The 25,698-nt window shown below is 71.0% G+C and carries 24 protein-coding genes and 2 pseudogenes; 8 read left to right on the plus strand and 18 right to left on the minus strand.

Annotation, left to right across the window (positions count from 1 at the left end):
- Window positions 1-12 precede the first annotated feature (12 nt).
- Together AYO52_RS10310 and AYO52_RS10315 are read right to left on the minus strand one after the other, a co-directional pair.
- The gene (locus AYO52_RS10310) at window positions 13-1,176 is read right to left on the minus strand and encodes an acyl-CoA dehydrogenase family protein (RefSeq protein WP_067716735.1); all 1,164 of its coding nucleotides are present in this window, start codon (window positions 1,174-1,176) and stop codon (window positions 13-15) included.
- A gap of 27 nt (window positions 1,177-1,203) precedes the next feature.
- Complete coding sequence (locus AYO52_RS10315) at window positions 1,204-2,730, minus strand: CoA-acylating methylmalonate-semialdehyde dehydrogenase (protein ID WP_067716738.1); 1,527 nt, start codon at window positions 2,728-2,730, stop codon at window positions 1,204-1,206.
- A gap of 208 nt (window positions 2,731-2,938) precedes the next feature.
- Here AYO52_RS10315 and AYO52_RS10320 point away from each other — a divergent pair, with 208 nt between their 5' ends.
- A complete protein-coding gene (locus AYO52_RS10320; RefSeq protein ID WP_067716741.1) occupies window positions 2,939-4,675 on the plus strand; it encodes an AMP-binding protein in 1,737 nt (578 codons plus the stop codon).
- Between the two features lie 64 nt (window positions 4,676-4,739).
- On the opposite strand, the gene AYO52_RS10325 is transcribed toward AYO52_RS10320, so the two are convergent.
- From AYO52_RS10325 to AYO52_RS10335, 3 genes are read right to left on the minus strand one after another with little or no spacing between them, the layout of a single operon-like run.
- Window positions 4,740-5,615: an SDR family NAD(P)-dependent oxidoreductase gene (locus AYO52_RS10325; RefSeq protein WP_067716743.1), complete on the minus strand. Its 876-nt coding sequence runs from the start codon at window positions 5,613-5,615 to the stop codon at window positions 4,740-4,742.
- The gene (locus AYO52_RS10330; RefSeq protein ID WP_067716745.1) at window positions 5,612-7,252 is read right to left on the minus strand and encodes an AMP-binding protein; all 1,641 of its coding nucleotides are present in this window, start codon (window positions 7,250-7,252) and stop codon (window positions 5,612-5,614) included. The genes AYO52_RS10325 and AYO52_RS10330 overlap by 4 nt, the downstream gene beginning before the upstream one ends.
- 58 nt (window positions 7,253-7,310) lie before the next feature.
- On the minus strand, window positions 7,311-8,384 hold the full coding sequence (locus AYO52_RS10335; protein ID WP_240341249.1) for a hypothetical protein: 1,074 nt from the start codon (window positions 8,382-8,384) through the stop codon (window positions 7,311-7,313).
- Between AYO52_RS10335 and AYO52_RS18905 the strand changes: the two are divergent.
- Window positions 8,372-8,464, plus strand: a pseudogene (locus tag AYO52_RS18905) (IS5/IS1182 family transposase); the annotation flags it as partial. The gene AYO52_RS10335 and the pseudogene AYO52_RS18905 overlap by 13 nt on opposite strands.
- 126 nt (window positions 8,465-8,590) lie before the next feature.
- Here the strand turns inward: AYO52_RS18905 and AYO52_RS10340 are convergent.
- From AYO52_RS10340 to AYO52_RS10365, 6 genes are all read right to left on the minus strand, one after another.
- Complete coding sequence (locus AYO52_RS10340; RefSeq protein WP_067716750.1) at window positions 8,591-9,166, minus strand: nuclear transport factor 2 family protein; 576 nt, start codon at window positions 9,164-9,166, stop codon at window positions 8,591-8,593.
- A gap of 1 nt (window position 9,167) precedes the next feature.
- Window positions 9,168-9,419 carry a ferredoxin gene (locus AYO52_RS10345; RefSeq protein ID WP_371517603.1) on the minus strand — a complete coding sequence of 84 codons (252 nt, stop codon included), beginning with the start codon at window positions 9,417-9,419 and terminating at the stop codon, window positions 9,168-9,170.
- On the minus strand, window positions 9,419-10,717 hold the full coding sequence (locus AYO52_RS10350) for a cytochrome P450 (RefSeq protein ID WP_172812147.1): 1,299 nt from the start codon (window positions 10,715-10,717) through the stop codon (window positions 9,419-9,421). Before AYO52_RS10350 ends, AYO52_RS10345 begins: the two co-directional genes overlap by 1 nt.
- A gap of 92 nt (window positions 10,718-10,809) precedes the next feature.
- Complete coding sequence (locus AYO52_RS10355; protein WP_067716754.1) at window positions 10,810-11,604, minus strand: SDR family oxidoreductase; 795 nt, start codon at window positions 11,602-11,604, stop codon at window positions 10,810-10,812.
- Complete coding sequence (locus tag AYO52_RS10360; protein ID WP_067717010.1) at window positions 11,604-12,818, minus strand: cytochrome P450; 1,215 nt, start codon at window positions 12,816-12,818, stop codon at window positions 11,604-11,606. The genes AYO52_RS10355 and AYO52_RS10360 overlap by 1 nt, the downstream gene beginning before the upstream one ends.
- A gap of 8 nt (window positions 12,819-12,826) precedes the next feature.
- Window positions 12,827-13,399, minus strand: coding sequence for a TetR/AcrR family transcriptional regulator (locus tag AYO52_RS10365; protein ID WP_067716757.1), 573 nt, complete (start codon window positions 13,397-13,399; stop codon window positions 12,827-12,829).
- Window positions 13,400-13,520: 121 nt separating this feature from the next.
- On the opposite strand from AYO52_RS10365, the gene AYO52_RS10370 reads away from it, so the two are divergent.
- From AYO52_RS10370 to AYO52_RS10390, 5 genes are all read left to right on the plus strand, one after another.
- Entirely contained in the window at window positions 13,521-14,996 is a 1,476-nt protein-coding gene (locus AYO52_RS10370; RefSeq protein ID WP_067716759.1) for an aldehyde dehydrogenase, read from the plus strand.
- Window positions 14,997-15,152: 156 nt separating this feature from the next.
- On the plus strand, window positions 15,153-15,905 hold the full coding sequence (locus AYO52_RS10375; RefSeq protein ID WP_067716762.1) for an SDR family oxidoreductase: 753 nt from the start codon (window positions 15,153-15,155) through the stop codon (window positions 15,903-15,905).
- Window positions 15,902-16,966, plus strand: coding sequence for an NAD(P)-dependent oxidoreductase (locus tag AYO52_RS10380; protein ID WP_067716765.1), 1,065 nt, complete (start codon window positions 15,902-15,904; stop codon window positions 16,964-16,966). Before AYO52_RS10375 ends, AYO52_RS10380 begins: the two co-directional genes overlap by 4 nt.
- Entirely contained in the window at window positions 16,963-17,361 is a 399-nt protein-coding gene (locus AYO52_RS10385) for a carboxymuconolactone decarboxylase family protein (protein WP_253702067.1), read from the plus strand. Before AYO52_RS10380 ends, AYO52_RS10385 begins: the two co-directional genes overlap by 4 nt.
- 24 nt (window positions 17,362-17,385) lie before the next feature.
- Window positions 17,386-18,045, plus strand: a complete 660-nt coding sequence (locus AYO52_RS10390; protein ID WP_067716767.1) for a class I SAM-dependent methyltransferase — start codon at window positions 17,386-17,388, stop codon at window positions 18,043-18,045.
- 156 nt (window positions 18,046-18,201) lie between these two features.
- Here the strand turns inward: AYO52_RS10390 and AYO52_RS10395 are convergent, their stop codons facing one another.
- A complete protein-coding gene (locus AYO52_RS10395; protein WP_067716769.1) occupies window positions 18,202-20,220 on the minus strand; it encodes a VWA domain-containing protein in 2,019 nt (672 codons plus the stop codon).
- A 44-nt stretch (window positions 20,221-20,264) separates the two neighbouring features.
- Window positions 20,265-21,671 carry a sigma 54-interacting transcriptional regulator gene (locus tag AYO52_RS10400; protein WP_082923932.1) on the minus strand — a complete coding sequence of 469 codons (1,407 nt, stop codon included), beginning with the start codon at window positions 21,669-21,671 and terminating at the stop codon, window positions 20,265-20,267.
- A gap of 46 nt (window positions 21,672-21,717) precedes the next feature.
- On the opposite strand from AYO52_RS10400, the pseudogene AYO52_RS10405 reads away from it, so the two are divergent.
- Window positions 21,718-21,912 (plus strand): annotated as a pseudogene (locus tag AYO52_RS10405) (YccF domain-containing protein); the annotation flags it as partial.
- Between the two features lie 83 nt (window positions 21,913-21,995).
- Here AYO52_RS10405 and AYO52_RS10410 read toward each other — a convergent pair.
- Genes AYO52_RS10410 through AYO52_RS10430 form a run of 5 tightly spaced genes read right to left on the minus strand, consistent with a single transcriptional unit; the run spans window position 21,996 to window position 25,673 of the window.
- Window positions 21,996-22,451: a carboxymuconolactone decarboxylase family protein gene (locus AYO52_RS10410; protein WP_067716774.1), complete on the minus strand. Its 456-nt coding sequence runs from the start codon at window positions 22,449-22,451 to the stop codon at window positions 21,996-21,998.
- A 1-nt stretch (window position 22,452) separates the two neighbouring features.
- Window positions 22,453-22,806 (minus strand): GNAT family N-acetyltransferase, encoded by a 354-nt coding sequence (locus AYO52_RS10415; RefSeq protein ID WP_067716777.1) that lies wholly within the window; start codon window positions 22,804-22,806, stop codon window positions 22,453-22,455.
- Between the two features lie 13 nt (window positions 22,807-22,819).
- Window positions 22,820-23,866 (minus strand): pirin family protein, encoded by a 1,047-nt coding sequence (locus tag AYO52_RS10420; protein ID WP_067716780.1) that lies wholly within the window; start codon window positions 23,864-23,866, stop codon window positions 22,820-22,822.
- Window positions 23,863-24,756: an SDR family NAD(P)-dependent oxidoreductase gene (locus AYO52_RS10425; protein WP_067716782.1), complete on the minus strand. Its 894-nt coding sequence runs from the start codon at window positions 24,754-24,756 to the stop codon at window positions 23,863-23,865. The genes AYO52_RS10420 and AYO52_RS10425 overlap by 4 nt, the downstream gene beginning before the upstream one ends.
- Window positions 24,757-24,815: 59 nt before the next feature.
- Window positions 24,816-25,673, minus strand: coding sequence for an LLM class F420-dependent oxidoreductase (locus AYO52_RS10430; protein WP_067716785.1), 858 nt, complete (start codon window positions 25,671-25,673; stop codon window positions 24,816-24,818).
- Window positions 25,674-25,698 lie beyond the last annotated feature (25 nt).

Genomic DNA, 25,698 nt, shown 5'->3' on the forward strand with positions numbered 1-25,698 from the left:
CGTTGGTCATTCCTACGCTCCCAGTCCGCGCGCGGCGACGGCCCTGCCGACGACGACGCGCATGATCTCGTTCGTGCCCTCAAGGATGCGGTGCACCCGCAGATCCCGCACGATCTTCTCGATTCCGTATTCGGATAGATACCCGTAGCCGCCGAACAACTGCAGCGACCGGTCCGCGATGTCGAAGCACCGGTCGGTGACGAAGAGTTTCGCCATGGCGCACAGCTCCACGTGGTCGGGTTCCTTGGCGTCCAGCGCCGCGGCGGCGCGCCACAGCATGAGCCGACTCGCCTCCAGTTCGGTGGCCATCTCGGCGAGGGTGAACCGGATGGTCGGCTCGTCGATGAGCGCGCCGCCGAACGCCTCGCGGTCCCGCACGTGTGCCACGGCCCGCGAGTACGCCTCCTGGGCCCCGCCCAGCGAGCAGGCGGCGATGTTGATGCGCCCGCCGTTGAGTCCGCGCATCGCGATGGTGAAGCCGAGCCCCTCTCCGCCGGTGTCCGCGCCGCCGATGAGGTTGGCGGCCGGAACCCGGACGCCCTCCATGATCACCTGCGCCGTCGGCTGGGCGTTCCAGCCCATCTTCTGCTCGTCGGGGCCGAAGCTCAGCCCGTCCGAGTCGGCCGGGACCAGGAACGCGGAGATGCCCTTGGGGCCCGCGTCCCCGGTCCTGGCCATCACCAGGTAGACGTCCGACTGGCCGCCCCCGGAGATGAACTGCTTGGTCCCGGTGAGCACGTAGTGATCACCATCGCGGACCGCCTTGGTGCGCAGCGCCGCCGCGTCCGACCCGGCGCCCGGCTCGGTGAGGCAGTAGCTGGCGAACTTCTCGAGCGAGGCCAGCTCGGGGATCCACTGCCGGCGCTGCTCGTCGGTGCCGAACTCGTCGACCATCCACACGCACATGTTGTGGATGGACAGGTACGCCGCCACCGACGGGCACCCGCGGGCGAGCTGCTCGAAGATCCGCACGCCGTCCAGTCGACGCATCCCGCTGCCCCCGACCTCCTCGGAGACATAGATCGCGCCCATGCCCATCCCGGCAGCCTCGCGGAGGACGTCCTTGGGGAAGTGGTGGGTCTCGTCCCACTCCTGCGCCCTGGGACCGATCCGCTTGTCCGAGAAGTCGCGTGCGGCGTCGACGATGACCTTGTCGTCGTCATCAAGGGTGAACATGGGTGTTCCTCTCCTGGGGCGAGCCGGTCAGTCCATCGTGGGGATGTTGAAGTCGGCCCCGTCCTTGATGCCCGACGGCCAGCGCTGCGTGACGGTCTTGACCTTGGAGTAGAACTTGATCGACTCCGGGCCGTGCTGGTTGAGGTCGCCGAAACCGGACTTCTTCCAGCCACCGAAGGTGTGGTACGCGATCGGGACCGGGATCGGCACGTTGACGCCGACCATGCCGACCTCGACGCGGGAGACGAACTCGCGGGCGGCGTCGCCGTCGCGGGTGAAGATGGCCACGCCGTTGCCGTACTCGTGGTCGTTGGGCAGGCTCAGGGCCTCCTCGAAGTCCTTGGCGTGGACCACCACGAGGACGGGGCCGAAGATCTCGTCGGTGTAGACGCTCATGTCCGGGGTGACCTTGTCCATGAGCGTCGGGCCGACGTAGTAGCCCTCGGAGATGTCCTCACCGTTGAACTCGCCGGTGTAGGCACCCACACCGCGACCGTCGACGAGGAGCTCGGCGCCGGCCTTCTCGCCCTGATCGATGTAGTCGAGGACCCGGGCCTTGGACTCGGGGGTCACCAGCGGGCCGTAGTCGGACTGCGGATCGTGGCTGTGGCCGACCTTGAGGTCCTTGACCTTGGGCAGCAGCTTCTCGAGGAGCGCCTCGGCCGTGCCCTCGCCGACGGGGACGGCCACGGAGATGGCCATGCAGCGCTCGCCGGCCGAACCGAAACCGGCGCCGACCAGGGCGTCCGCGACCTGGTCCATGTCGGCGTCCGGCATGATGATCGCGTGGTTCTTGGCGCCGCCGAAGCACTGGGCGCGCTTGCCGGTGCGGGCGGCGCTGGAGTAGATGTACTGCGCGATCGGGGTGGAGCCGACGAAGCCGACCGCCTGGATCGTGTCGTTGTCGAGGATCGCGTCCACGGCCTCCTTGTCGCCGTGCACGACCTGGAAGATGCCGTCCGGCAGGCCCGCCTCGGTGAACAGCTCGGCCAGGCGCACCGGCACGGAGGGATCCCGCTCGGAGGGCTTGAGGACGAACGCGTTGCCACAGGCGATGGCCGGGCCGGCCTTCCACAGCGGGATCATGGCCGGGAAGTTGAACGGGGTGATGCCGGCGACGACGCCCAGCGGCTGGCGCATGGAGTAGACGTCCACGCCGGTGCCCGCGTTCTCGGTGAACTCGCCCTTGAGCAGGTGCGGGATGCCGATCGCGAACTCGACGACCTCGAGGCCGCGCTGAATGTCGCCCTTGGCGTCCGGCGTGGTCTTGCCGTGCTCGATCGCGAGCAGCTCGGCGAGCTCGTCCATGTTCTGGTTGACCAGGTCCACGAACCGCATGAGCACGCGGGCGCGCTTCTGCGGGTTCTGCGCGGCCCACGCCTTCTGCGCGGCGGCTGCCTTGGCGATGACGTCGTCGACCTCGGCCGTGGTGGCCAGTGGTACGACCGCCTGCGCCTTGCCCGTGCTGGGGTTGAGCACTTCCTGGCTCCGCCCCCCGGTGGCCGCGACCCGCGCGCCGTTGATGTAGTGCTCGACCTGCCTGAGATCCGACATGGACGTCCCTTCCTCAGTGGGGCGGCGCGCTGTTCTCGCCCGCTCACCCCTGTCCCGTGATGCCCATCACCATATACTTGCAACTCCTAGTAATCCATAGCCGGGGCCCGATCGACCCCGGACCCTCCCCTTTCGGGTGTACCGCCGCGCCCCGCCGCAGACCTACTGTGAGCTGACTCACTCACACGTTCCGTCGACAGGAGCATCCATGCCCCCGCTGCCCACCGAGGCCACCGTCCGGTTCCGCGCCGCCCGCGACTTCCTCCAGGCACACGCGCTGGACTACGACGCCGCGCGGGACGGCTTCGCCTGGCCCGAGCTCGACGAGTGGAACTGGGCACTGAACTGGTTCGACGTCCAGGCCGAGGGGAACGACGACCCCGCCCTGTGGATCGTCGAGGAGAACGACGGCGGCGGCGCCCCGACCGAGGCCAAGTACTCGTTCGAGGAGATGCGGGTCCGGTCCGACCGGACGGCCAACTGGCTGCGAGAGCGGGGCGTCGAGCCCGGCGACCGCATCCTGCTCATGCTGGCCAACCAGGTGGAGCTGTGGGACGTCATGCTGGCGGTGATCAAGCTCGGTGCCGTGGTCATCCCCGCCACCACGCTGCTCGCCGAGGGCGACCTGCGGGACCGCATTGCGCGCGGCGGCATCAAGCACGTCATCGCGCGCGGCGAGCTGGCCGAACGGTTCGCCGACATCTCCGGCGACTACCAGCGCATCTCGGTCGGCGGGGACGAGCGGGGCGGCACGCCGGCGGGCTGGACTGACCTGGCCGGAGCGATGGACGCCTCCCCCGACTTCGAACCGACCCACACCACCCACGCCGACGACACCCTGCTGCTGTACTTCACCTCCGGCACCACCAGCAAGCCCAAGCTCGTCGAGCACACGCACGCCTCCTACCCGGCGGGCCACCTGTCGACCATGTACTGGATCGGCCTCCAGCCCGGCGACGTCCACCTCAACGTCTCCTCCCCCGGCTGGGCCAAGCACGCCTGGTCGAACGTCTTCACCCCGTGGATCGCCGGGTCGTGCGTGTTCATCTACAACTACTCGCGCTTCGACGCCGCGGCGATGATGCGCGAGATGGACCGCTGCGGCGTGACGAGCCTGTGCTGCCCCCCGACCGTGTGGCGGATGCTCATCCAGGCCGATCTGACCCAGCTGCAGGTCCCGCCCCGCCTGGCGGTGGGCGCGGGCGAGCCGCTGAACCCCGAGGTCATCGGTCGGGTCCGGGACGCGTGGGGGGTGACGATCCGCGACGGGTTCGGCCAGACCGAGACCACCGTGCAGATCGCCAACACCCCGGGCCAGCCCATCAAGGACGGCTCGATGGGCCGGCCGTGCCCCGGCTTCGACGTGGTGCTGGTCGACCCGGCCACCGGGCAGGAGGTCGCCGGCGACGGCGCGGAGGGCGAGATCTGCCTGCGCCTCGATCCCCGCCCGCTGGGACTGATGGTCGGTTACCACGGTGATGCCGAGCGCACCGACGCCGCCTACGCGGACGGCTTCTACCACACCGGTGACGTGGGGTCCCGGGACGCGGAGGGTTACATCACCTACGTCGGGCGCACCGACGACGTGTTCAAGTCCTCCGACTACCGGATCTCGCCGTTCGAGCTGGAATCGGTGCTGCTCGAGCACCCGGCCGTCGCCGAGGCCGCCGTCGTCCCCTCCCCCGACCCGGTGCGGCTGAGCGTGCCCAAGGCCTTCGTCGTCCTGGCCGGCGGCTGGGAGCCCACCGAGGCCACGGCGCGCGAGATCTTCGAGTACTCGCGCACGCACCTGGCCGGTTACAAGCGGGTCCGGCGCCTGCAGTTCACCGACCTGCCCAAGACCATCTCGGGCAAGATCAGGCGGGTGGAGCTACGCCGCGGCGAGGTCGACAACGGCCCGTCGGTGGACTTCCCCGGTGAGTTCCGCGAGGACGCACTGCGCTGACGGTGGACGCCGTCCGGTGCGCGGTCCGCGGGCGGCCGCCACGCGACGCGGGTCCCGAGGCGGCTCACGTCCGGAGGAGGCCGTCGATCTCCTCGGGCGTCCACGGCGCATGCGAGTGGAAATCGCGGTACGCCAGGATCTGCGCCTCCGGCGTGGGGAATCGTCCGACGAAGCCGCCCGATCCGGCGAAGACGCCCCCGGTGATCCCCGCGGAGAGGTCGGAGACGAGATAGGTGTAGAGGGGTGCGACGTACTCCGGGCCCGCCGGGTCCAGTGCCCCGGCCACACTCAGCTCGTCGAGCATTCCCCGGCGCCCCAGGTCCCGGATCTGCTCCTCGTAGGCCTCACCACTGGACAGACGGGTGCGCGCGCCGGGGCACACGACGTTCGCCCGGACCCCGTGCTCGGCCAGTTCCGCCGCGATCGCCATGGTGAGTGAGGTGACGGCGCCCTTGCCGGCCGGGTAGCCGGTCCCGCCGTAGTCGCCCTTCCAGGCGAACGACGACGTGGTGACGATCGCACCCGTTCCCGCCTCCACCAGGTGTGGCGCGAAGACGCGACACGGGGCGAACACAGTGCCCAGGTGGGCGTCGATGAGGTCGGCGAAGTCGGCGTGGGACACCGTGAGCATCGACGACCCCGCCGGTTCGGGCACCCCGGCGCACGTGATGAGCCCGCCCACGACCGAGTCCCCCTCCCTCGCCCGGGCGAGCAGCTCCTCGGCGACGGCGGGCTCGTGCGCCGACCCGGCGACGCCGCGGATCCGGCCGGTCGACCGTGCCGCGAGGTCGTCGACGTGCTCGGCCAGCGCCCGTGGATCCCGGCCGTTGAGCACGACGTCGGCGCCGCGGGCCGCCAGGTCCTCGGCCACCGCGGCCCCGATCCCGCGAGAGGATCCGGTGACGGCGTACGCCCGCCCGCCCAGGTGGAGCGCGGTCACTGCCGGCGGTCGTGGTCTGGTCCACGGGCGGCGAGGGTCCGCTTGGCCCACCCGTAGTCCGTCTTGCTGCTGGGGTGCCGCTCCACCTTGTCGACGACCCAGAACGCGACCGGGATCTTGAACCCTGCCAGGGTCGCGCGCAGCGCCTCCTCCAGGGCTGCGAAATCCCCGGTGTGGCCGTCATCCCACTGGAGCACCGCCCCGACCCGGTGGCCGAACCGCTCGTCGGGCACGCCCAGCGCCACGGCGTCCTGCACGCCCTCGGCGGCCTTGAGCGCCGACTCGACCTCCTCGGCGAAGATCTTCTCGCCACCGGAGTTGATCACCTGGCTGCCCCGGCCGAGCATGATGATCGTGTCCGGGCCGTCGTACCTGCCGCGATCGCCGGTGAAGACCCGCCGGGTCCCGGCGATCTCGCGGAACGTCTCCGCCGACTTGGCGGCGTCCTTGTAGTAGCCACTGGGCTGGTAGCCGGCCTTGACGATCCAGCCGATCTCGGTGGAGTCGTCGGGCAGCGGCTCGTCGAAGTCGTCCACCAGTTGCAGGCCGCTGCCCCGGGGGATGCGGGGGCCGTGGTCTGCGAACAGGGACCCGTCGTCGACGTTCGCCCTCGTCACGACTCCCAGGCCGCCGAAGCCGCTCTCGGACGACCCGAACGCGTCCATGATCATGAGATCGGGGCGTAGCTCGAAGAGTTCGGCCTTGACCGACGGCGAGAACAAGGCCGCACCGGAGCTGACCATGAACACGCTCGAGGTGTCGGCACCGGTGTTGCGCATCCGTTCGAGCATCGGCCGCACCATGGCGTCGCCGGCGAGGACGACGATCTGGATCTTCTCGCTCTCGATCTCCTCGAGCACGTCGGGCGCCCGGAAGTGCGGCAGGTAGTGGCACGTGCCCCCGGAGAACAGCGCGGTGAACGAGGGCATGAGCCCGGAGGTGTGGATGAGCGGGAGCAGCACGAGATAGCGTGCGGGGTCCCCGCCCAGTCCGGCACGGGACTGGTGGTACTCGTCGGGCACCGGCTCCCCGGTGTAGTAATCACTGCCGCCGCCGAGGCTGCGCCACAGGTCCTCCTGCCGCCACATCACGCCCTTCGGCTTGCCGGTGGTACCGCCCGTGAAGACGAGGAACAGGTCGTCCGCACTGCGTTCCACCGGTGCCCGGTCCGGCGAGGCCGCGGCGAGGAGCTCCCGGGCGTCGAGCGTGCCGGACGGCAGCTCCCCCGCCCCGGATCCGTCCTCGACCACGATGAGGTGACGCAGCCGCTCCGCGTCCCCGACCGCACCCGCCACCGCCGGGGTGAACTCGCGATGGAAGACCAGGGCGCAGGAGTCGGAGTAGTCGTACAGGTACCCCAGCTCGGATCCCGCGTAGCGGTAGTTGATGCTGACGGGCACGGCGCGGAGTTTGAGGACGCCGAGGAACAGCGCGATGCAGTCCACCCCGTTGCGCAGGTGGATCGCCACGTGATCGCCGGGACCCACCCCCCGGGAGGCCAGCCCGTCCGCCCACCGGTTGGCCTCGGCCTCCAGGTCCGCGTACGTGAGCCGGCGGTCGTCCTCCACCACCGCGAGCCGGTCGCGTCCGTACGCGTCGACCGCCTGCTCGAAGAGATCTGCCAGGGTGTGTGCCATTACGGGGTCCTCCGGGGCGGGCTACTCGGGTGGAGCGGACTCGTCGGGTGGGGTCGGCTCAGACGGGCGTGATGGGGAGCGGGGTGCGGGTGGGCCCGAAGGTGAACGCCGCGCCGGTGCTGATGCGGGTGACGGCGGCCTCCTCGCCCTCCGTGGCCGGCTCGTCGCCCAACCGCAGGACCGCCTCCACGTGCGAGCCGTCCGTCGGGACTCGCTCCACTGTCCAGTGCGGGTCGACGGCCTGCGCGGCGGCGGCGAGGGGCCGAAGGCCGTCCCGGGCGAGCAGCGGAAGCCAGGTGTCGTCGGCGAACCCGTCGGCCGCGGTGTCCCAGCGGACCGTCAGCTCGGTGCCGTCTGCGGACACCTCCGACGAGAAGCCGGTGTAGGCGGTCGGCCCGGCCATCGGGTGCAGGTCGAGCACGGTGGCGAGGCCGAGCGTGTCGGGGCCCACGCCCAGGACCTCGCGGATCCGTCCCGCCGCGACACCGGCGATGCCGGTGGCCTGATAGGCGAGGAGCCGGTCGGCGGTCTCGGTGTCCGACCGACGCCGCACCGACTGGTGGAAGCCCACTGCGAGCAGGTGCATCTGGAGATAGACCTCGCGGGTGATCCGGATGAGTGCGGCAGAGGTGAACTCGGAGAAGACCAGGTCCGTCAGCAGCGGTCCCGCATAGTCGTCGCGCGGGCCCTCGCCGGCGGTGTCCCGGGGCGCCGGGGGGTCGAACCGGAAGCCGATGATCCGGCTGGACGCGGACTCGAGCGCGGGTCCGGGCACCGGGAACGGCTCGCCGTCCGGGTCGATCCGCACCCGCCAGTGGCAGTGCGGGGTGCGGCCCTCCGGGGCGCGGAGCGGGCGGTGGATGGGTTCGACGACCGCGAGCGGGTTGGTGGCCAGCGCGGTGGCGGGAAAGGTGGGGTCCTCGATGTCGTGGCACATGGTGGTGACCAGCCGGTCCCCCATCGGCTCGACGTCCATGAGGGCGCCGCAGTGGTCCAGCCAGAACTCACCGTTGTCGTGGTCGGTCACCGAGTACCGGAAGTCCATGAACTCCGGCGGGGCGCCGACGTCCAGTTGGAAGCCCTTGAAGATCTCGGCGACCCCGTCGCCGGTGATCGACAGTGCGTCCTTCATGCGGCGGGCGTAGTGGGGACTGGCGGCCTGCCATTCCTCGATCGCCACGTCCCTCATGCCGTCGACGCCGAACTCGCCGAGCAGGGCGGGCATGCCGGCCCGATCGATGAGCTGGCCGACGAGCAGCAGGTCGGGCAGGAGCCGGGCGAGCGTGGCGTGGTCGAGGGCCTCGAGGGGATCGCGTGGCGAGGAGTTGCTCACGGGACTCAGACCTCGTCCGGGGAGGAGACGGGCCACAGCGGTGCCGGGCCGTCCTCGATGCGGTACCAGCCCGCCGGCTTGTCTCCGGCCGCCTCGAACCGCTGCTTCATGGAGTCGGTCAGGACGTCCGCCTCGTACATGCGCATGAACAGGTCGACGACGTTGCCGAAGTCGAAGAAGTCGCGGTGCCACGCCCACTGCTGGTTGCCGTTGTAGAGGAACCAGGATCCGCCGAACCCGTGGACCTCGTACGGCTCGCCCGTCCTGGGGTCGACGGTGTCGCGGGCGATCTGCTTCCACAGGCACAACACGTCCCCGGTCTCCGGGTCGATGATCGTGCGGACGTACGGGTACTCCCAGCCGTCGAGACCGGCCATCTCCTGCCCGAGCGCGATGTCGCGGATCTCGTCGCGGCCGACCGCCATGAAGTCGTCCTTGGTGCCGTAGTTCCACCCGTAGGTGGCGTCCTCGGCGTAGAAGTCGGCCAGCGGCGTCCAGTCCTTGTTGCGCTCGCACACCGCGTTGGCCTCGATCCAGCGCTCCACGAACTCGGCGATCTCGGCGCGGTCGTATCGGGTCACGTCACTCGCTCCTGGGGCTTTCCTGCGTCGGGGCTGGGGTGTCGACCAGGCGCAGCGCCTGTGTCGGGCAGTACTTGACGGCGGCCTTGACGGCCTCGAGTTGGCTGGCGGGTATCCGGCCCCGCTTGGCCCGTACCTTCGCCTCGGGCCCCTTGGGCACCGTGAACCACTCGGGCGCCTCGGCCTGGCACTCGGCGTGGGCCTGGCACAGGTCGAAGTCGACCTCGACCCGCATCGGCGACTCCCCGCCCATCAGCGACGCCTCCTCCGGTAGCGGACGGTGCACGGCTGGGCCAGCTGGACGACCATCTTCGAGTGGTCGTTGTGGTAGCTCTCCGCCGGCTGGGCGAGCTCGAACTCGAACTCCCGCAACAGGACCGAGAAGATGGCCTTGATCTGCAGCTGGGCGAATGCCGCCCCCACGCAGCGGTGCCGGCCGGCACCAAAGGGGATCCAGGTCCAGCGGTTGACGATGTCCTCCTGCCGCGGTTCCGCGTAGCGGTCCGGGTCGAACGCATCCGCGTCGGGGAAGTCCACCGGCAGCCGGTTGGACACCGCCGGCGAGGCGGCGACGGTCTGGCCGGCGTGGACGACGTAGTCCCCGATCCGCACGTCCTCCTGGGCGACGCGCATGAGGATGATGAGCGGCGGGTGGAGCCGCAGCGTCTCCTTGAGGGCGTTCTCCACCTTGGGCATCTGCCGCAGCGCGCCGAAGCTGTACTCGGCACTGTCCGCGTAGACCTCGTCGAGTTCCGCCACGACCTGCGAGAGGTACTCGGGATGATTGAGCAGTTCGATGAGCAGCCAGGCGCTCGTCCCCGAGGTCGTGTGGTGCCCGGCGAACATCATCGAGATGAAGATGCCGGTGACCTCGTCCGGGGTGAACCGGTGCGTGCCGTCGTCGTTCTTCACCGAGACCAGCACGTCGAGAAGGTCCCGGTCCTCCTTGTCGGCGGGCGGGTTGGCGACGCGGTCGTCCATGATCGCCGAGACGAGTTCGACCAGCCCGGCGCGGGCCGCGTCACGCTTGCGGAACGCGGGGATGTCGGCGTAGGCGTCGATGTAGGCGTGGGGGTCGGTCCCCTGTTCCAGGTCGTGGTACAGGTGGGCGAACCGGGAATCGAGCTGCTCGCGGAACTTGGGGCCGATGAGGCACGCCGACGAGGTGTAGATGGTGAGTTCGGAGAACCACTCGAGCAGGTCGATCTCGCCCTCGTCGCCCCACTCGGCCACCATGCGCTGGACCTCGTGCGGGATGGTGACGGCGTGCTGGCGCATGTGGTCACCGCGCAGGGCGGTGTTGTGGAGCATCTCCGAGCGGCGCTCGGGGCTGGCGTCGAAGACGACGCCCTCACCGAACACCGGGGTCATGAAGGGGTAGGCGGCCGCCTGGTCCAGCGCCTCGTCGGGGGCCCGGAAGAACGCCTCGTTCGCGGCGGCACCCGAGGCCAGGCAGATGTCGCGGTCGGCGATCCGGAACACGCCCAGGTCGCCGCACTCCTCCCGGACCCGCCAGAACAGGCTGATCGGGTCGGTGCGCAACTCGTCCATGTGGCCGAGTCCGCCCTCTCCGCCGGACACGCACTGCGGCTCGTTTAGCCCCGAGAAGTCGGTGGGCTCGTCGGTGGAACTGTCGATGCTGGTCACGAGTAGTCCTCCTCGATGGGGGCCTCCGGCTGGATCTCCAGCTCGGTGATCTGGGCGCCGCGGGGCATGGACACCATGGCGGTGACCCCGCGCGCGAGGTCGGCAGGTTTGCACATCCGGGGATGACGACCGAATCCGTGCCTGACCCATTCGTTGATGACGGCCTCGGCCGTGTCCTGGTCGAAGTCCGTACCCATCTCGGTCATCACCGGACCGGGCCGGACCACGCCGAGCCGCACTCCTGTGCCCTCGAGCTCCCGGCGGGCCTGCTTGGCCATGGTCTCCAGTCCGGCCTTGGCCGCCACGTACGCGCCAGAGCGCGGCCGGGCCGTGTAGGCCACGTCGGAGCCGATGAGCACGACGTCCCCGCGGCGGCGGTCGATCATGCCGGGCAGAACCGCGTGCAACAGGCGGTGGACGGCGAGCAGGTGGATGTCGAGCTGGGCGGCGAAGTCGTCCGGGTCCATTTCCCAGACCCGCGCCATCTTCAGGCTCCCCGCGCTGGAGATGAGCACCTCTGCGGGGCCGTATGCATCGGCGGCCGCGGCGACGAACCCGGCGACGGAGTCGGCGTCGGTGACGTCGACCGCCCGGGCCGTGGCCTCGCCTCCGGACTCGCGGATGGTGCGCACCAGGTCGTCGAGCCGATCCGCGCGGCGCGCGCCCACGACGACCGGGTGCCCGAGTGCCGCGAGCGACTCGGCACTCGCGCGGCCGATGCCCGAGGAGGCGCCGGTGACCAGGGCGGGACGTTCGGAGGCGTCCGGGTGGGACGGGAACCGCAGGCTCATCAGCGCGCCACCTCGACCCGCATGGGCAGATGGGCGAAGCCGCGGACGTTGGAGGAATGGACGCGCTCGGCCCCGGGGAGCAGTTCGTAGCCGGTGATCGTGCGGGCGATCATGTCCAGCGCGATGCGGCCCTCGAGCCGGGCGAGGTGCGCGCCGAGGCAGAAGTGGGGTCCCTGACCGAAACTCAGGCTCGCCGTGGTGTCCCGCGCGAGATCGAACGTGTCCCCGTTGTCGAAGACCTCCGCGTCGCGGTTCGCGGACCCGATGAGCAACAGGACCTTCTGGTCGGCGGGGATGGTGACGCCCCGGACCGTGGCGGCCTGCGTGGTGGTGCGCAGGACCATCTGGCTGGAGGTGTCGAAACGCAGCGTCTCCTCCACCCATGCCGGCGCCAGGGCGGGATCGTCGAGCACGGCCCGCGACTGCCCGGGGTACTCGTGGCCCCAGAACAGGGCGTTGGCCAGCAGCTTGGTCGTGGTCTCGTTGCCGGCCACCACCATGAGGAACAGGAAGGACAGGATCTCGTCGTCGTCCAGCTTCTCACCGTCGATCTCGGCGTCGAGTAGTGCGGAGGTGAGGTCCCCGGTCCGGGCGGTGCGACGCTCGGCGACCATCCCCTGGTAGTAGGTGATGAGGTCGAGCGCGGCCACCATGGAGTCCTCCGGCACGTCCTGCACGCCCTCCTCGCGGTGCATGACGAGGTCGGCCAGCCGACGCAGTTCGGCCCGGTCGACCTCCGGTACGCCCATGAGATCCGAGATGACGTCCATGGGCAGCTTGCCCGCGTAGTCGTCGACGAAGTCGACGGTCTCCCCGTCGCGGGACCGGGCCAGGCACTCGTCCCAGTACTGCCGCGAGATCCTCGAGATCCCCTCGGACAGGGCGTCCACGCGCCTGGAGGTGAACCCCTTGCTCACCAGCTTGCGCAGGCGGGCGTGGCGGGGATCGTCCATCGCGAGGAAGGACATCGTCTTGTAGGCGTGCGGACCGTACGCGGCGGGGTCCAGCGAGACCCCCATGGCGTTGGAGAACACGTCCGGCGCGCGGAACGCCTCGCGGACGTCCGCGTGCCTGCTCAGCGCCCAGAAGTCGAGGTCCGGGTTGTGGTAGACGGGCGCCTCCGCGCGGAGACGGGCGTAGAACGGGTAGGGATCCTCGTGCACCGCGTAGTCGTACGGGCTGAACACGAGCGGAGCGGGCGTCGCGGTGGTCATCTCGGGTGTCACCTCAGGATCAGTCGTGCCGCGGATTCGATCGCGTCTGCCATGTCCGAGTAGGAGCCGTAGCCCATGCCCGCCCGGACGAGTGCCCCGGCGTAGACCATCTCCAGCGCCTGGACCACCTCGTCGTCGTTCCGCTCCCCCAACGCCGCCACGAGGCGACGTCGGATGTCGGCGCCGATCCGGACCCGGAGGTGGGATACCTCGGGGTCGTCACCCAACAGGGCGGCGGTGACGGCCGACGACAGTTCGGGCTCGTCGGCGAGGAGGAGCGCGACGTCGCGCAACACGGCGACCACCCGGTCGGCGGTGGAGCCACCGTCGGCGGCCTCGGTCACGTGGTCGTCCAGACGCCGCCAGAACACCTCCGCGATGAGGTGGCCCTTGGAGGAGAAGTACGTGTAGGCGGTCGCCGGTGCGACGCCGGCCCTGGCGGCCACGGCACGGACGGCCAGGCCTCCCGGACCCTTCTCCCGCAGTACCTCGACCGCCGCGCTGGTCAGGCGGTCGACGGTCTCGGCCTGCTGGCCGTTGAGCCTGCGCCGCGTCGATTCGAACCGAAGATCACTGGACATGTGTCTGGACAGTACACCACCGTCCGGACTATCGTCTAGACAGCTGTCCACCCACTCTGGATCGATCCACCTCTGTATCGATCCACCCCTGAATCGACCCACCACGACGGAAGGCTCCGAAGTGACGACGAGCATCACCGACACCGCCCCCCTGCTGATCGGCGGTGAGCTGCGACCCGCGACCGGGGGCGCCACGTTCGACGTCCTCAACCCCGCCACCGAGGAGGTCATCGGCCGGGCCGCCGACGCCGGGCGCGAGGACATGGACGCGGCCATCGCCGCCGCGCGCACCGCGTTCGACACCACCGACTGGTCCTCCGACCACGCGTTCCGTGCGCGGTGCCTGCGCCAGCTCCGCGACGCACTGCAGGGACACATCGAGGAGCTGCGGGCACTGACCATCGCCGAGGTCGGCGCGCCCCACATGTTCACGACCGGCCCCCAGCTGGAGGGGCCCGTCGCGGACCTGGGCTGGCTCGCCGACCTGGTGGAGGCCTACGAGTGGGTCACCGAGCTCGGGGAGTCCGAGATCATGGGCGTGCGCTCCAACCGCTCGACCCGGCGCGAGGCGATCGGCGTCGTCGGGGCCATCACCCCGTGGAACTTCCCCAACCAGATCAACTTCGCCAAGATCGGCCCCGCGCTGGCCGCCGGCTGCACAGTGGTGCTCAAGCCCGCCCCCGACACCCCGCTCATCGCCGCGGCCGTGGCCCGGATCGCCGCCGAGGAGACGGACATCCCCGCCGGCGTACTCAACGTGGTGTCGTCGTCCGACCACGGCCTCGGCGAACAGCTGACCACCGATCCTCGCGTCGACCTGGTCTCCTTCACTGGATCCACCGCGACCGGCAAGAAGATCATGGCCGCCGCCGCCGAGACGCTGAAGAAGGTCTTCCTCGAGCTCGGCGGCAAGTCCGCCGCGGTCGTGCTGGACGACGCCGACCTGAACTCGGCGTGCTTCATGACCGCCCTCAACGCGTGTACGCACGCCGGACAGGGCTGCGCATTGACCACCCGCCTCGTCGTGCCCCGCGAGAGGTACGACGAGGCGGTCGAGGCGGCCAAGGGCGCCATGGCGGCGTTCGCGCCGAAGGACCCCAACGACCCGGGCGCCTTCTGCGGCCCGGTCATCTCCGCCGTCCAGCGCGAGCGCATCGAGGGCTACATCGCCCTGGCGCGCCAGGAGGGCGGGACCATCGAGATCGGTGGCGGCCGCCCCACCGGCGAGGGCATGGAGCGCGGGTTCTGGGTGGAGCCGACCCTCATCTCCGGTCTCGACAACTCGGCACGCGTGGCGCAGGAGGAGATCTTCGGCCCCGTCCTGGTGGTCATCCCCCACGATGGCGACGACGACGCGATCCGCATCGCCAACGACTCCCCGTACGGGCTGTCCGGAGCCGTGTGGGGCACCGACCCCGAGCGGATCGAGAAGGTCGTGGCCGGCATCCGCACCGGCACCCTCGGCGTCAACGGCGGCCAGTGGTACGGCGCCGACGTGCCGTTCGGCGGGTACAAGCAGTCCGGCATCGGCCGCGAGATGGGCCGCGAGGGCTTCGAGGAGTACCTCGAGATCAAGTCCGTCGCCACCCCGGCCTGAGGCCCCGGACAACCCGGGACAGCACCGGAGAGCCCGGGCACCCGGCACCACTGGCCCGGCACCTGGCCCGGCACCTGGCCCCACACCACTCACCAGCACCACTCACCAGCACCACCCCATCCAGCATCACCACGCCGACAGGAAGAGACACACGACATGGGACGTTTCGACGGTAGGACCGCCATCGTGACCGGAGCCGCCGGCGGCATCGGCGAGGAGTACGCCAAGGCCCTCGCGGCCGAGGGCGCGAACGTGGTGGTCGCCGACGTGTCGACCGAGAACGGGGAGCGCGTCGCCGCGGACATCGTCGCCGCAGGCGGCCGGGCGGTCTTCCAGCACACGGACGTCTCCGACCCCGACTCGGCCAACGCCTGTGCCGAGGCCGCGGTCGAGGAGTTCGGCCGCCTGGACATCCTGGTCAACAACGCCGCGATCTTCGGCGGCATGAAGCTCGACTTCCTCATCACCGTGCCGTGGGACTACTACGAGAAGTTCATGTCGGTGAACCTCAACGGTCAGCTGCTCATGGTCCGCGCCTGCTGGGAGAAGATGACCGCCGCCGGCGGTGGCGCCATCGTCAACCAGTCCTCCACCGCGGCGTGGCTGTACTCGGGCTTCTACGGGCTGGCCAAGGTGGGCGTCAACGGCCTCACCCAGCAGCTCGCCACCGAGCTGGGCGGCTCGAACATCCGCATCAACGCCATCGCTCCCGGGCCGATCGACACCGAGGCCAACCGCTCCTCGACCCCGCAGTCGATCGTCAAGGAGATGGTCGACAAGCTGCCCATCAAGCGCATGGGTCAGCCGGAGGACCTGGTGGGGATGCTGCTGTTCCTGCTGTCGGACGAGGCGTCGTGGATCACCGGGCAGATCTTCAACGTCGACGGCGGACAGATCATCCGGTCATGAGCGGGCACCACGCCGAGGCCGACCCTGCCTCGACCCCCGACCCGGCCCCGGCCCCCGAACGGGACCCCGCACCCGGGATCGGCCCCGGCGGTCCCGGCGACTCCCCCGCGCCGGTCGGGTTCATCGGCCTGGGCAACATGGGTGCGCCGATCGCGAATCGCCTCCTGGCCTGGCCGGGCGGGCTCGTGGTGTGCGACGTGCGCCCGGAGACGACCGAGCCGTTCGTCGCCGAGGGCGCCACCGCCGCCGCCACCGGCGCCGAGGTCGCCCGCACGGCGCGCCTGGTGTCGGTGACGGTGCTGGACGACGCCCAGGTGCGTGACGTCGTCGACGGACCCGAGGGGATCCTGCGCACCGCCGCACCGGGGACCGTGATCGCGGTCCACTCCACCATCGCCGACTCGACGGCTGTTGAGCTGGCCGAGGTGTGTGCGGCGGCCGGGGTCCACCTGGTGGACGCGCCGGTGTCGGGTGGCGCGCAGGGGGCGGAATCGGGTCAGCTCGCCGTGATGGTCGGCGCACCGCGCGAGGTCTACGAGGCGTGCAAGCCGGTGTTCGCGCTGTGGGCGGGCATGCCCGTGCACGCCGGGGAAGTGGGTGCGGGCACGCGGATGAAACTGGCCCGCAACCTCCTGCACTTCATCTCGTTCACCGCCACCGCCGAGGCCTCCCGGCTGGCCGAGGCCGCGGGAATCGATATCACCAAGCTGGGCCGGGTGGTCCGCCACACCGACGCCATCACCGGCGGCGCCGGGGCCGTGATGCTGCGGGACACCACCGCGCCGATCGCGGCCGACGACTTCTGGCACGGCGTGTTCACCCACGTCCGTGGCCTGGGCGAGAAGGACCTGTCCCTCGCCCTGGGCCTGGCCGACCGGCTGGGCGTGGACCTGCCCCTGGGCACCATCGCGCTGCGCGACCTGGGCACCGGGTTCGGTGTCGGGCCGGGTGACCTGGCCCGCCGCGCGGACGTCCGCGCGTCCGACGGCGTGTCCGGCGATGCGGGCGGGACCGGACGAGACCACGACGACGACCACGACGACGACGAGGAGAACCGATGAGCGACGCCGCGGACGCCGGGATGAGCCCGGAGCGCGAGCACGGTCTGGCCATGATGACCGAGGTGTACGGCTTCGAGATGTCCGACGGGCCGGGTGATTACTTCGCCGAGACCGCGGACCACCTGTTCGGCAGGATCTGGTCCCGCCCGGGCCTGAGTCACCGCGATCGCCGGTTGCTGCTCCTGGGGGCGCTGACGGCCCAGGGCAACACCGACATCGCGGACATCCAGGTGGGGGCGGCGCTCGGCAACGACGAGCTGACGCCCGAGGAACTGGAGGAGATCGTGGTGTTCCTCTGCTACTACGCGGGCTGGCCCAACGGGACCAAACTCGGCAACGTCGTGGGCCCGCACGTGGCGCGTGCCCGCAAGGCCGCCCGCCGCGCCGAGGGCTGAGGGGCGGGCGCTAGGTTGAAACCCATGACCGCACCCGAGATCGAACCCGCGCTGCTCGCCGTAGCGCTCGCCGCCCCCGGCTTCATGCCGCTGGAGGAGGGCATCACCTTGTACGACATCGCCTGCGAGTTCCTGGGCGACGGTGTGGGCGTGGAGATCGGCACCTACTGCGGCCGCTCCACCGTGTTCCTCGGCGCGGCCGCCCGCGTGACCGGCGGCAGCATCGTCACCGTGGACCACCACCGCGGTTCCGAGGAGCACCAGCCCGGCTGGGAGTACCACGACACCTCGCTGGTGGACCCCCACACCGGCCGCCTGGAGACCCTGGGCTCGTTCCGCCACACCATGTGGGACGCCCGGCTCGACGACGTGGTGACCGCGGCGGTGGGGACGTCGACCCAGGTGGCCCGCGTCTGGGGCAGGCCCGCGTCGTTCGTCTTCATCGACGGAGGCCACTCCTCCGAGGCGGCGCAGGCCGACTACGAGGGCTGGGCCCCGTGGGTGGAGATCGGCGGGGCGCTGCTCATCCACGACGTGTTCCCGAACCCGGAGGACGGCGGCCGTCCCCCGTACGAGATCTACTGCCGCGCGCTCGAGTCGGGCCAGTTCACCGAGGTCCGGGCCGTGGACTCGCTGCGCGTGCTGCGCCGCGACTCCGGCGAGGTCGGCGCGCCGATGCCCTGAGCCCCGCACGCCCCTTGACCCGCACCTCCAAGGATCCGCTACCCGGAATTCGGATCCGCTATTCCGATACGAGTAGCGGATCCCGATTCGGAGTAGCGGATTTCGTGGTTCGCGGAGAGCCGGGGCGGGGCAGCGGCGGGGCAGCGGCGGGGTGGGTCACACCGCCCAGCGACCGCCGGCGCTCCACGGGTCGCCGGGTGAGGGCCGACCGCGCCGCGAGTGCAGGAACCGCCCCACCACGGCTGCGCCCAGGTCGTCGACGTCCGGCGCCACCACCGTGCCGTCGACCCTCCGGGCGAGCGCGTCCAGGAATCGGGACAGACCCGGGTCGTCGCCCAGCCGGAAGAAGGTCGTCTGAGCCCCGGTGCGGGCGACCCGGTCCAACTCGTCGACGGTGATCCGGATGGTCTCGGGGTCCGGCGGGTAGGCGAACCACGGCTCCCCGCCGCTGAGCAGGTGAGCGGTGGGTTCGCCGTCGGTGACGATGAGCAGCACCGGCTGCATCGTCGGGTGCTCACGGAAGTACCGCCCGGCGAGCAGGAGCGCATGATGCAGGTTCGTGCCGGCCTCGTACTGCGCGTCCAGGGAGAGCAGGTCCTCCACTGTCCGGGTCTGGGCGAAGCGGCCGAACGAGATGAGCTGCAGCCGGTCCTGCCGGAAGCGGGTACTCACCAGGTGGTGGAGGGCCAGGGCCGTACGCTTCATCGGGACCCACCGCCCCTCCATGGCCATGGAGAACGACGTGTCCACCAGCAGCGCCACGGCGGCCTGGGTCCGCGCCTCGGTCTCCCTGACCTCGATGTCCTCGGGCAGGAGCCGGATCCCCGCACCCGTCTCGCCCCCCTCCGCGGCGATCCGGGAGATCGCATTGCCCACGGTCCTCGGCACGTCCCAGGACTCGACGTCACCGAACTCCCAGGCCCGGCTCGACCCCGTCTGCTCCCCCGCGGCCCCCGACAGCCTGGTCTCGCGCGCACCGGTCCGGCCGGACAACCGCTGCGCGGCGTCGCGGAGCAGTGATCTCCCGAGTTTGCGCAGCGCGGCCGGGGAGAGTCGGAGGTCCCCGTCCGGTCGGCGACTGAGGTACCCGGACTCGCGCATCTGTTGTTCGAGCCGCGACAGCGTCTGCACGGACACCGCCGCCTCGCGCCCGAGATGGCGGGCCACCGCCTCCAGATCGAGTTCGGACAGCGGGGACCTGTCGCTCCGGGAGAGCTGTTCGGCCAGCCGGTCGAGGTCCCCGAGTTCGGCCATGGCCGCGGTCCCCTCGGACATCCCCAGCCCCTCGGAGCCCTCGAAGTCCTCCGAGCCGTCCCAGTCCTCGCCCGGACGCAGGGACTGCAGCAGCCCGTCCAACCGGCCCAGCTGCTCCATCAACTCGGGCGAACCGAACGCCTGCTGCGACAGGGCCATGAGCTCCTCCCGCTGCTCCGGCGTCATCGAGCGCATCATCCGCTGGGCCGCGGCCGCCCGCGCGGCGAGGGTGTCGATCAACTCCTCGACGTCCTTCGGCTGCTCCGGGAACGCGTCGGAGTGCTTGTCCATGAACTCACGGAAGTCCTCGGGGGTGTCCTCTCCGCGGGCGTGCTTGTCGAGCAGTTCGGTCAGGTCCGACAACATCTCCGAGACCGCCGCCCGGTCGGCGTCGGTCGCGTTCTCCAGCGCCTGTTTCATCCCGGCGAATCGGGCGTCGAGCACCTCGGCGCCCATGAGGTCCTGGATGCGGCGGTACGCCTCGCGGGCGTCGGACGAGGCCCAGTCGTAGTCCTTGAGTTCCCCGACCGCGGCGGCCGGCGAGTCCGGCAGGTTCTCGATGGTCATCTCCCGCAGGGTGCGGTCCATCGGATCCATGGCGGTGTCGCGGGCGAGCTGTCCCCGCTCGGCGAGCAGCGCCTCGTCGAGCAGCCGGGAGACCTCCTCGAGGGTGCCGCCCAGGTGGTTCCGTTGCAGCAGTTCGCGGCGTCGACGCTGGATGCGTCCGGCCAGCTCGTCGAGGCCTGTCTGGTCGCGGCCGCCGGTGCGGAGGAACTCCCGCATGGACTGCTCCGGGGAGTACCCGGCCATGACGCCCTCGGAGACCGCGTCGAGCGCCTCGGACAGGTCGAGCGGGGGCGCGAGCGGGTCCGGCCCGCCGATGTATCGCCCGTAGCGGGCGCGGGGCTCTGGTCGCGACATCGCGCACCTCCTGCTCCGGCGGCACCAGGCCGCCGCAGATGATGTCAGCCGTAGACGGCGGCGCCGTCCCCGGTCTCCTTGGACAGACGCCGTGAGAGGTAGAGCCCCTCCAGCGCGAGTTCGATCCCGCCGGCCCGCTGGCCGACGTTGGACGCCCCGACCCTGTCGGCGATCTCGTCGTAGAGCCCCGGTTCGGACAGCTCGGGCAGGGCTGCGAGGAATTCGGCGGCGGTGACGCTCGCGCCGGTCGTGAGGGTCACCGACCCGTCGAACGCGTCGACCAGCGGGGTCATGTCGATCCCCCGGAACAGTCCGCGGACGACGTCCACCGTGGCGATGCGCAGCAGGTACCGCAGGATCTCGGTCTCGCGCCCCTCCTCGCCGGGCTCGAACTCGATCTTGCCGCGCAGGACCTCGACGGCGGCGTCCACGTCGACGAGCCGTGCCACGGACTCACCCGGGTCGTCGGCACCCCGCACGGCCGCCCGCCGTCGGGCCGCCGCCGCGACGGTCTCCGCGCCGGCGATGGCGAAGCGGGCGGAGACGCCGGAGGCCTGGTTGATCGAGTCGGAGGTGCGCAGCTCGCGCGTGAACCGGGCGAGCAGTTCCATCAGCGGGTCCGGCACCTCGGCGGTCAGCTCGGCTTCCTGCCGCACGACCTCGATCTCGTCGGCCAGGTCGAGCGGGTAGTGGGTCCGGATCTCGGCGCCGAACCGGTCCTTGAGCGGAGTGATGATCCGACCGCGGTTGGTGTAGTCCTCCGGGTTGGCCGAGGCCACCACCAGCACGTCCAGAGGGAGGCGCAGGACGTAGCCGCGGATCTGGACGTCCCGCTCCTCCATGACGTTGAGCAGCGCCACCTGGATCCGCTCGGCCAGGTCGGGCAGCTCGTTGAGGGCCACGATCCCGCGGTTCGCGCGCGGCACCAACCCGTAGTGGATGGTCTCCGGGTCACCCAGTCGGCGGCCCTCGGCCACCCTCATGGGATCCACGTCGCCGATCATGTCGGCGACGGAGGTGTCCGGGGTGGACAGCTTCTCCACGTAGCGCTCGTCACGGTGGCGCCACTGCACGGGCAGCGCATCGCCCTCACGGGCGATCCGCTCGCGCGTGGGTCCGGTGATCGGCGCGAGCGGGTCCTCGCCCAGCTCGGACCCGGCCACGACGGGCGACCACTCGTCCAGCAACCCGACGAGCGTGCGAAGCAGACGGGTCTTGCCCTGCCCCCGTTCGCCGAGGAGGACGATGTCGTGGCCGGCGATGATCGCCCGCTCGACCTGAGGGATCACCGTCGTGTCGAAGCCGTGCATGCCGGGCCACGGATCGCGTCCGGCGGCCAGGGCCGCGAGCAGGTTCTCGCGCAGCTCCTCCCGGAGGGTGCGGCTGGTGTATCCGGCGGCGCGCAGCTCGCCGAGAGTCTTGACGTTCGGCTTATCGCTCACACCGCCCACCGTAGCCCTGCGATGCCACTTCCGCTTCCGGCATAGGGTGGGCACCATGCGTGCAGTGCTGACCCTCGTCCTCAACATCATCTGGCTGCTGACCGCGGGCATCTGGCTGTTCCTCGGCTACGTGCTGGCCGGGATCCTCGCCTGCATCCTCATCATCACGATCCCGTTCGGGGTCGCGAGTTTCCGGATCGCCGCCTACGTGCTGTGGCCGTTCGGCAAGGAGATCGTCCGCTCCGACCGGGCGGCGATGGTGCCGGTCGCCACCCGCTGACCGCCCGGTCGCCACCAGCTGACCGCGCACCCCCGCACCGCGGCCGGGCCGGGTCAGTCCTCGAGCGTCGGCTGGTGGTGGCTGGCGATCGACACCCGGTTGAAGGCGTTGATCAGCACGATCGTCCACTCGAGCGCCGAGAGCTGCTCGTCGGAGAAGTGGTCGGCGGCGGCTGCGATCGCGGCGGCACGTTCCTCGGCGTCGTCCAGCCGGGTCAGCGTCTCGGCCAGTCGTAGTGCCGCCCTCTCCGGGTCACCGAAGGCGTCGATCTCCCGCCACGCGGGCAGCAGGTCGAGCCGGTCCTGGGAGACCCCGGCCTTGCGGGCCGCCGGCACGTGGGTGGCCAGGCAGGCCGCGCAGCCGTTGAGCTGCGAGACGCGCACGTTGACCAGTTCGAGCAGCGACTCCTCCAGCCCGGCCTCGCCGGAGGCCTCCCGCGAGGCGACGGCGGTGCGGACGAACCGCTTGTAGACCTCGCGCTGGGTGCGGTCCAACTGCGGAACCCCCATGTCAGCCCTCCCCGCCGAATCGCGCCCGGTCGGCGTCCGTGGCCTCCCGGTACGCGCCGGCGAACTCGTCCGCGTTCTTGCCGAGGAAACCCTCCACCATCGAGCACACCGGCACGATGGTGATCCCCTCGTCGCGCGTGGCCTCCACCGCGCCGCGCACGAGTGCGGTGCCGATGCCCCGGCCACCGAACTGCTCGTCGACCACGGTGTGGTGGAAGACGCGCTCGCCGGCGTGGTCGCGGAAGTCGGCGTGGCCGGCGACCTCGCCGGAGGCGTCCCGGACCTCGAACGCCTCGGTGGAGTCGGCTCGGTCCACGGTCACGGTCGCGCCGGTCTTGTCGGTGTACTCGGTCATCTGCGGTGTCCTCTCACATCGGGGTCGACTGCGCGCGCGGGTCCGGGTTGACCCGCGGTCTGAGGGTGGTGGTGGGCAGGGTGGGCGCGGGCAGCCGGGTCAGCCCCCGCGGGTCGTGGCCGATGTAGCCGTCCACGCGTCCGAAGCGCTCCGATCCGGCCTCCCACTGCTCGCGGTAGCCCGCGATCTCGTCGTGGGTCCGGCCGATGAAGTTCCACCACATGATGATGTCCTCCTCGAACGGGGTGCCACCGATGAGGACCGCCCGCCCGGCGGTGGTGCCGGTGTTGCGGATCGTCAGGGTGGTCTCGCCGACGCCGGTGTACGCGAGGTGGCTGACCTCGACGTCGACGCCCTCGAGGGTGAGATCACCGGAGTCGACGAGCAGCCCGTGCTCGAAGGCCGGGTCGACGTCCAGTCGCAGTTCGCCGCCGGGGTCGAGCCGGAGCTCCGCGGCGACGAGGGGGGTGTAGGTGGTGACCGACGACGACGAGCCCAGCAGGGACCCCATGAAGACCCGCGCCGATCCGCCGGCGAATCCGACGGGGTCGGGCACGTGGTGGTCGAACCTGCGGCCGCTGCTCTCGCGGTGTTCCTCGGGTAGCACGGTCCACAGCTGCACGCCGTGCAGGACGGTGGTGTCCTGGGTCGAGACCTCGGTGTGGCAGATGCCGGAGCCGGAGGTCATGAGGTTGACCTCCCCCGGGCGCACCACCGCATGGTTGTCCCCGGAGTCGTGATGGGTGACGCTGCCCTCGAAGAGCCAGCTCACGGTCTGCAGGCCGGTGTGCGGGTGCGAGGGCACGTCCATGCCGCCGGTGGCCGAGACGTCATCCGGTCCGTAGTGGTCGACGAAGCAGAAGGCGCCGATGAGCGAACGCTGGCGCTGCGGCAGCGTCCGGCGGACCGTCATCGCCCGCGGCCCGCCCAGGGGCACCTCGCGGGAGGTGATGATCTCCACGACGGCCCCGCCGGGCTGCGCTTCTGCCGAACGGGGCCCGCCCGGCGCACCGCCGGCCTCGCACTCGATCTCGGGCGGGTCGGGGTCGAGGTTGCTCATTCGACGACCTCGCTCATCTCGGCCCGGGCGTCGACGGCCTCGCGGCGCAGCTCCAGCTTCTTGGCGTTGATCTTCCCGCCCAGCGCCAGGACGAGCGCCTTGTCCACGACCGCCACCGGCAGGTGGTCCAGGAGACGCCGGCCGAGGTCCCATCGCACGGCGTAGCGGCGGCGGGGGCGCGCGGTGGTACCGGCGGTCCACACGGCCTCCGCGAGCACGGACGGGTCGGTGGCCTTGTCGTCCTCACCGGCGGCCATCTCCCCCATCACCGCGGCCATCGCGGCGAACGGCGAACCGGGGGCGGTCGATTCCTGGAAGCGCCGCCGGATCGAGGCGGTCATCCCGGTGCGGAACGGACCCGGTTGGACGAGCACGACGTCCAGGCCGAGGAACATCAGCTCGCGCCGCAGCGCGTCACCGTAGGCCTCGATCGCGTGCTTGCTCATGGCGTAGGCGCCGTTCATCGGCATGCCGTGCTGGGGGCCGGTCTCGGAGCTGATGAGCACCACCCTCCCGCGGGTCTCCCGGAGCAGGTCCCACAGGGCGTGGACGGTGCGCACGGTGCCCATGACGTTGACGTCCAGGACCTGCTGCACCCGGTCCGGATCGGTCTCGGCCAGCGGCCCGATCCCGAGGACGCCCGCGAACGTGACGAGCGCGTCGAGGCGGCCGTGCTCGCGTCGGACCCGGTCGGCCAGGGCGGTGAGCGAGGCGGAGTCGGTGACGTCGGCGGCGAGGGGCGTGATTCGGTCACCGCCGGGCGGCGCCTGGAGGTCGACGGCCACGACGTGCCAGCCCCGGGAGGCGTAGAGCGCGGTGGTGGCGGCCCCGAGGCCGCCCCCGGCTCCGGTGACGACGACGACGGGGGCGGCGGGCGCGCTGGTGTCCATACCCTGACGGTACCGGCGTGCGGAGTCCCGGTGGGGCGCTCCCGGGAGCCCCGCCCGCCTCAGACCAGGGCGTCGAGTCCGAGCTTGCCGGCGAGGCGGTCGATGTAGGCCAGGACCTCGTCCTCGGTCCGGTCCGGGGTGCCGTAGACGAGTTCGTGGACGCCGAGCTCGCGGTAGGCGTCGATCTTCTCGTGATCCGGTTTCCCGTCGAGGACGACGATGTAGGGCTCGCCCTCCCGGCCGGCCTCGGCCCACAGTTCCCGCAGCGTCCGTACGCTGCCGGCGATGTCCTGGGAGATCGGGGTGGTCATCCAGCCGTCGGCGCTGCGGCAGATCCACTTGAGGTTCTTCTCCGTGCCGGCCGCTCCCACGAGGGTGAGCGGGCCGGGCGTGCGGGCGGTCTTGGGCCAGGCCCAGCTGGGACCGAAGTCGACGAACTCTCCGTGGTACTCGGCCTCGTCGTGCGTCCACAGCTCCCGCATGGCCTCGAGGTACTCGCGGAGCATGGTGCGCCGACGCTGCGGCGGCACGTTGTGGTCGGCCATCTCGTCCAGATTCCAGCCGTACCCCACACCGAGCACGGTGCGCCCGTCGGAGAGGTGGTCGACCGACGCGATGGTCTTGGCCAGCGTGAGGGGGTCGCTCTCCACCGGGATGGACACGGCGGTGCCGAGACGGATGGTCGACGTGACCGCCGCGGCGGCGCCGAGGGCGACCCACGGGTCCAGGGTGCGGCTGTACCGCTCGTCGGGGAGTTCGGCGCCGCCGGTACCCGGGTGCGCGGCCTCGCGCCGCACCGGGATGTGCGTGTGCTCGGGAACGTAGAACGCGGAGAACCCGGCGCGCTCGGCGGCCACGGCGGCCGTGGTCGGCCGGATGCCCCGGTCACTGGTGAACAGGGTCAGTCCGAATTCCATGCGTTCTCCCTCGTGCGCTGCGTCG

This window comes from Dietzia sp. 111N12-1 (genome assembly GCF_001658045.1).
Lineage (GTDB): Bacteria > Actinomycetota > Actinomycetes > Mycobacteriales > Mycobacteriaceae > Dietzia > Dietzia kunjamensis.

What these genes read in the sequence shown, in the direction of transcription:
- AYO52_RS10365 (WP_067716757.1), bottom strand. Translation starts at nt 13,399, where the DNA reads ATGTCCAGTGATCTTCGGTTCGAATCGACGCGGCGCAGGCTCAACGGC.
- AYO52_RS10415 (WP_067716777.1), bottom strand. Translation starts at nt 22,806, where the DNA reads ATGACCGAGTACACCGACAAGACCGGCGCGACCGTGACCGTGGACCGA.
- AYO52_RS10395 (WP_067716769.1), bottom strand. Translation starts at nt 20,220, where the DNA reads ATGTCGCGACCAGAGCCCCGCGCCCGCTACGGGCGATACATCGGCGGG.
- AYO52_RS10335 (WP_240341249.1), bottom strand. Translation starts at nt 8,384, where the DNA reads ATGAAGGACGCACTGTCGATCACCGGCGACGGGGTCGCCGAGATCTTC.
- AYO52_RS10385 (WP_253702067.1), top strand. Translation starts at nt 16,963, where the DNA reads ATGAGCGACGCCGCGGACGCCGGGATGAGCCCGGAGCGCGAGCACGGT.
- AYO52_RS10410 (WP_067716774.1), bottom strand. Translation starts at nt 22,451, where the DNA reads ATGGGGGTTCCGCAGTTGGACCGCACCCAGCGCGAGGTCTACAAGCGG.
- AYO52_RS10355 (WP_067716754.1), bottom strand. Translation starts at nt 11,604, where the DNA reads ATGAGCCTGCGGTTCCCGTCCCACCCGGACGCCTCCGAACGTCCCGCC.
- AYO52_RS10315 (WP_067716738.1), bottom strand. Translation starts at nt 2,730, where the DNA reads ATGTCGGATCTCAGGCAGGTCGAGCACTACATCAACGGCGCGCGGGTC.
- AYO52_RS10350 (WP_172812147.1), bottom strand. Translation starts at nt 10,717, where the DNA reads ATGGACGAGTTGCGCACCGACCCGATCAGCCTGTTCTGGCGGGTCCGG.
- AYO52_RS10380 (WP_067716765.1), top strand. Translation starts at nt 15,902, where the DNA reads ATGAGCGGGCACCACGCCGAGGCCGACCCTGCCTCGACCCCCGACCCG.
- AYO52_RS10360 (WP_067717010.1), bottom strand. Translation starts at nt 12,818, where the DNA reads ATGACCACCGCGACGCCCGCTCCGCTCGTGTTCAGCCCGTACGACTAC.
- AYO52_RS10320 (WP_067716741.1), top strand. Translation starts at nt 2,939, where the DNA reads ATGCCCCCGCTGCCCACCGAGGCCACCGTCCGGTTCCGCGCCGCCCGC.
- AYO52_RS10430 (WP_067716785.1), bottom strand. Translation starts at nt 25,673, where the DNA reads ATGGAATTCGGACTGACCCTGTTCACCAGTGACCGGGGCATCCGGCCG.
- AYO52_RS10425 (WP_067716782.1), bottom strand. Translation starts at nt 24,756, where the DNA reads ATGGACACCAGCGCGCCCGCCGCCCCCGTCGTCGTCGTCACCGGAGCC.
- AYO52_RS10420 (WP_067716780.1), bottom strand. Translation starts at nt 23,866, where the DNA reads ATGAGCAACCTCGACCCCGACCCGCCCGAGATCGAGTGCGAGGCCGGC.
- AYO52_RS10345 (WP_371517603.1), bottom strand. Translation starts at nt 9,419, where the DNA reads ATGGGCGGGGAGTCGCCGATGCGGGTCGAGGTCGACTTCGACCTGTGC.
- AYO52_RS10390 (WP_067716767.1), top strand. Translation starts at nt 17,386, where the DNA reads ATGACCGCACCCGAGATCGAACCCGCGCTGCTCGCCGTAGCGCTCGCC.
- AYO52_RS10310 (WP_067716735.1), bottom strand. Translation starts at nt 1,176, where the DNA reads ATGTTCACCCTTGATGACGACGACAAGGTCATCGTCGACGCCGCACGC.
- AYO52_RS10375 (WP_067716762.1), top strand. Translation starts at nt 15,153, where the DNA reads ATGGGACGTTTCGACGGTAGGACCGCCATCGTGACCGGAGCCGCCGGC.
- AYO52_RS10330 (WP_067716745.1), bottom strand. Translation starts at nt 7,252, where the DNA reads ATGGCACACACCCTGGCAGATCTCTTCGAGCAGGCGGTCGACGCGTAC.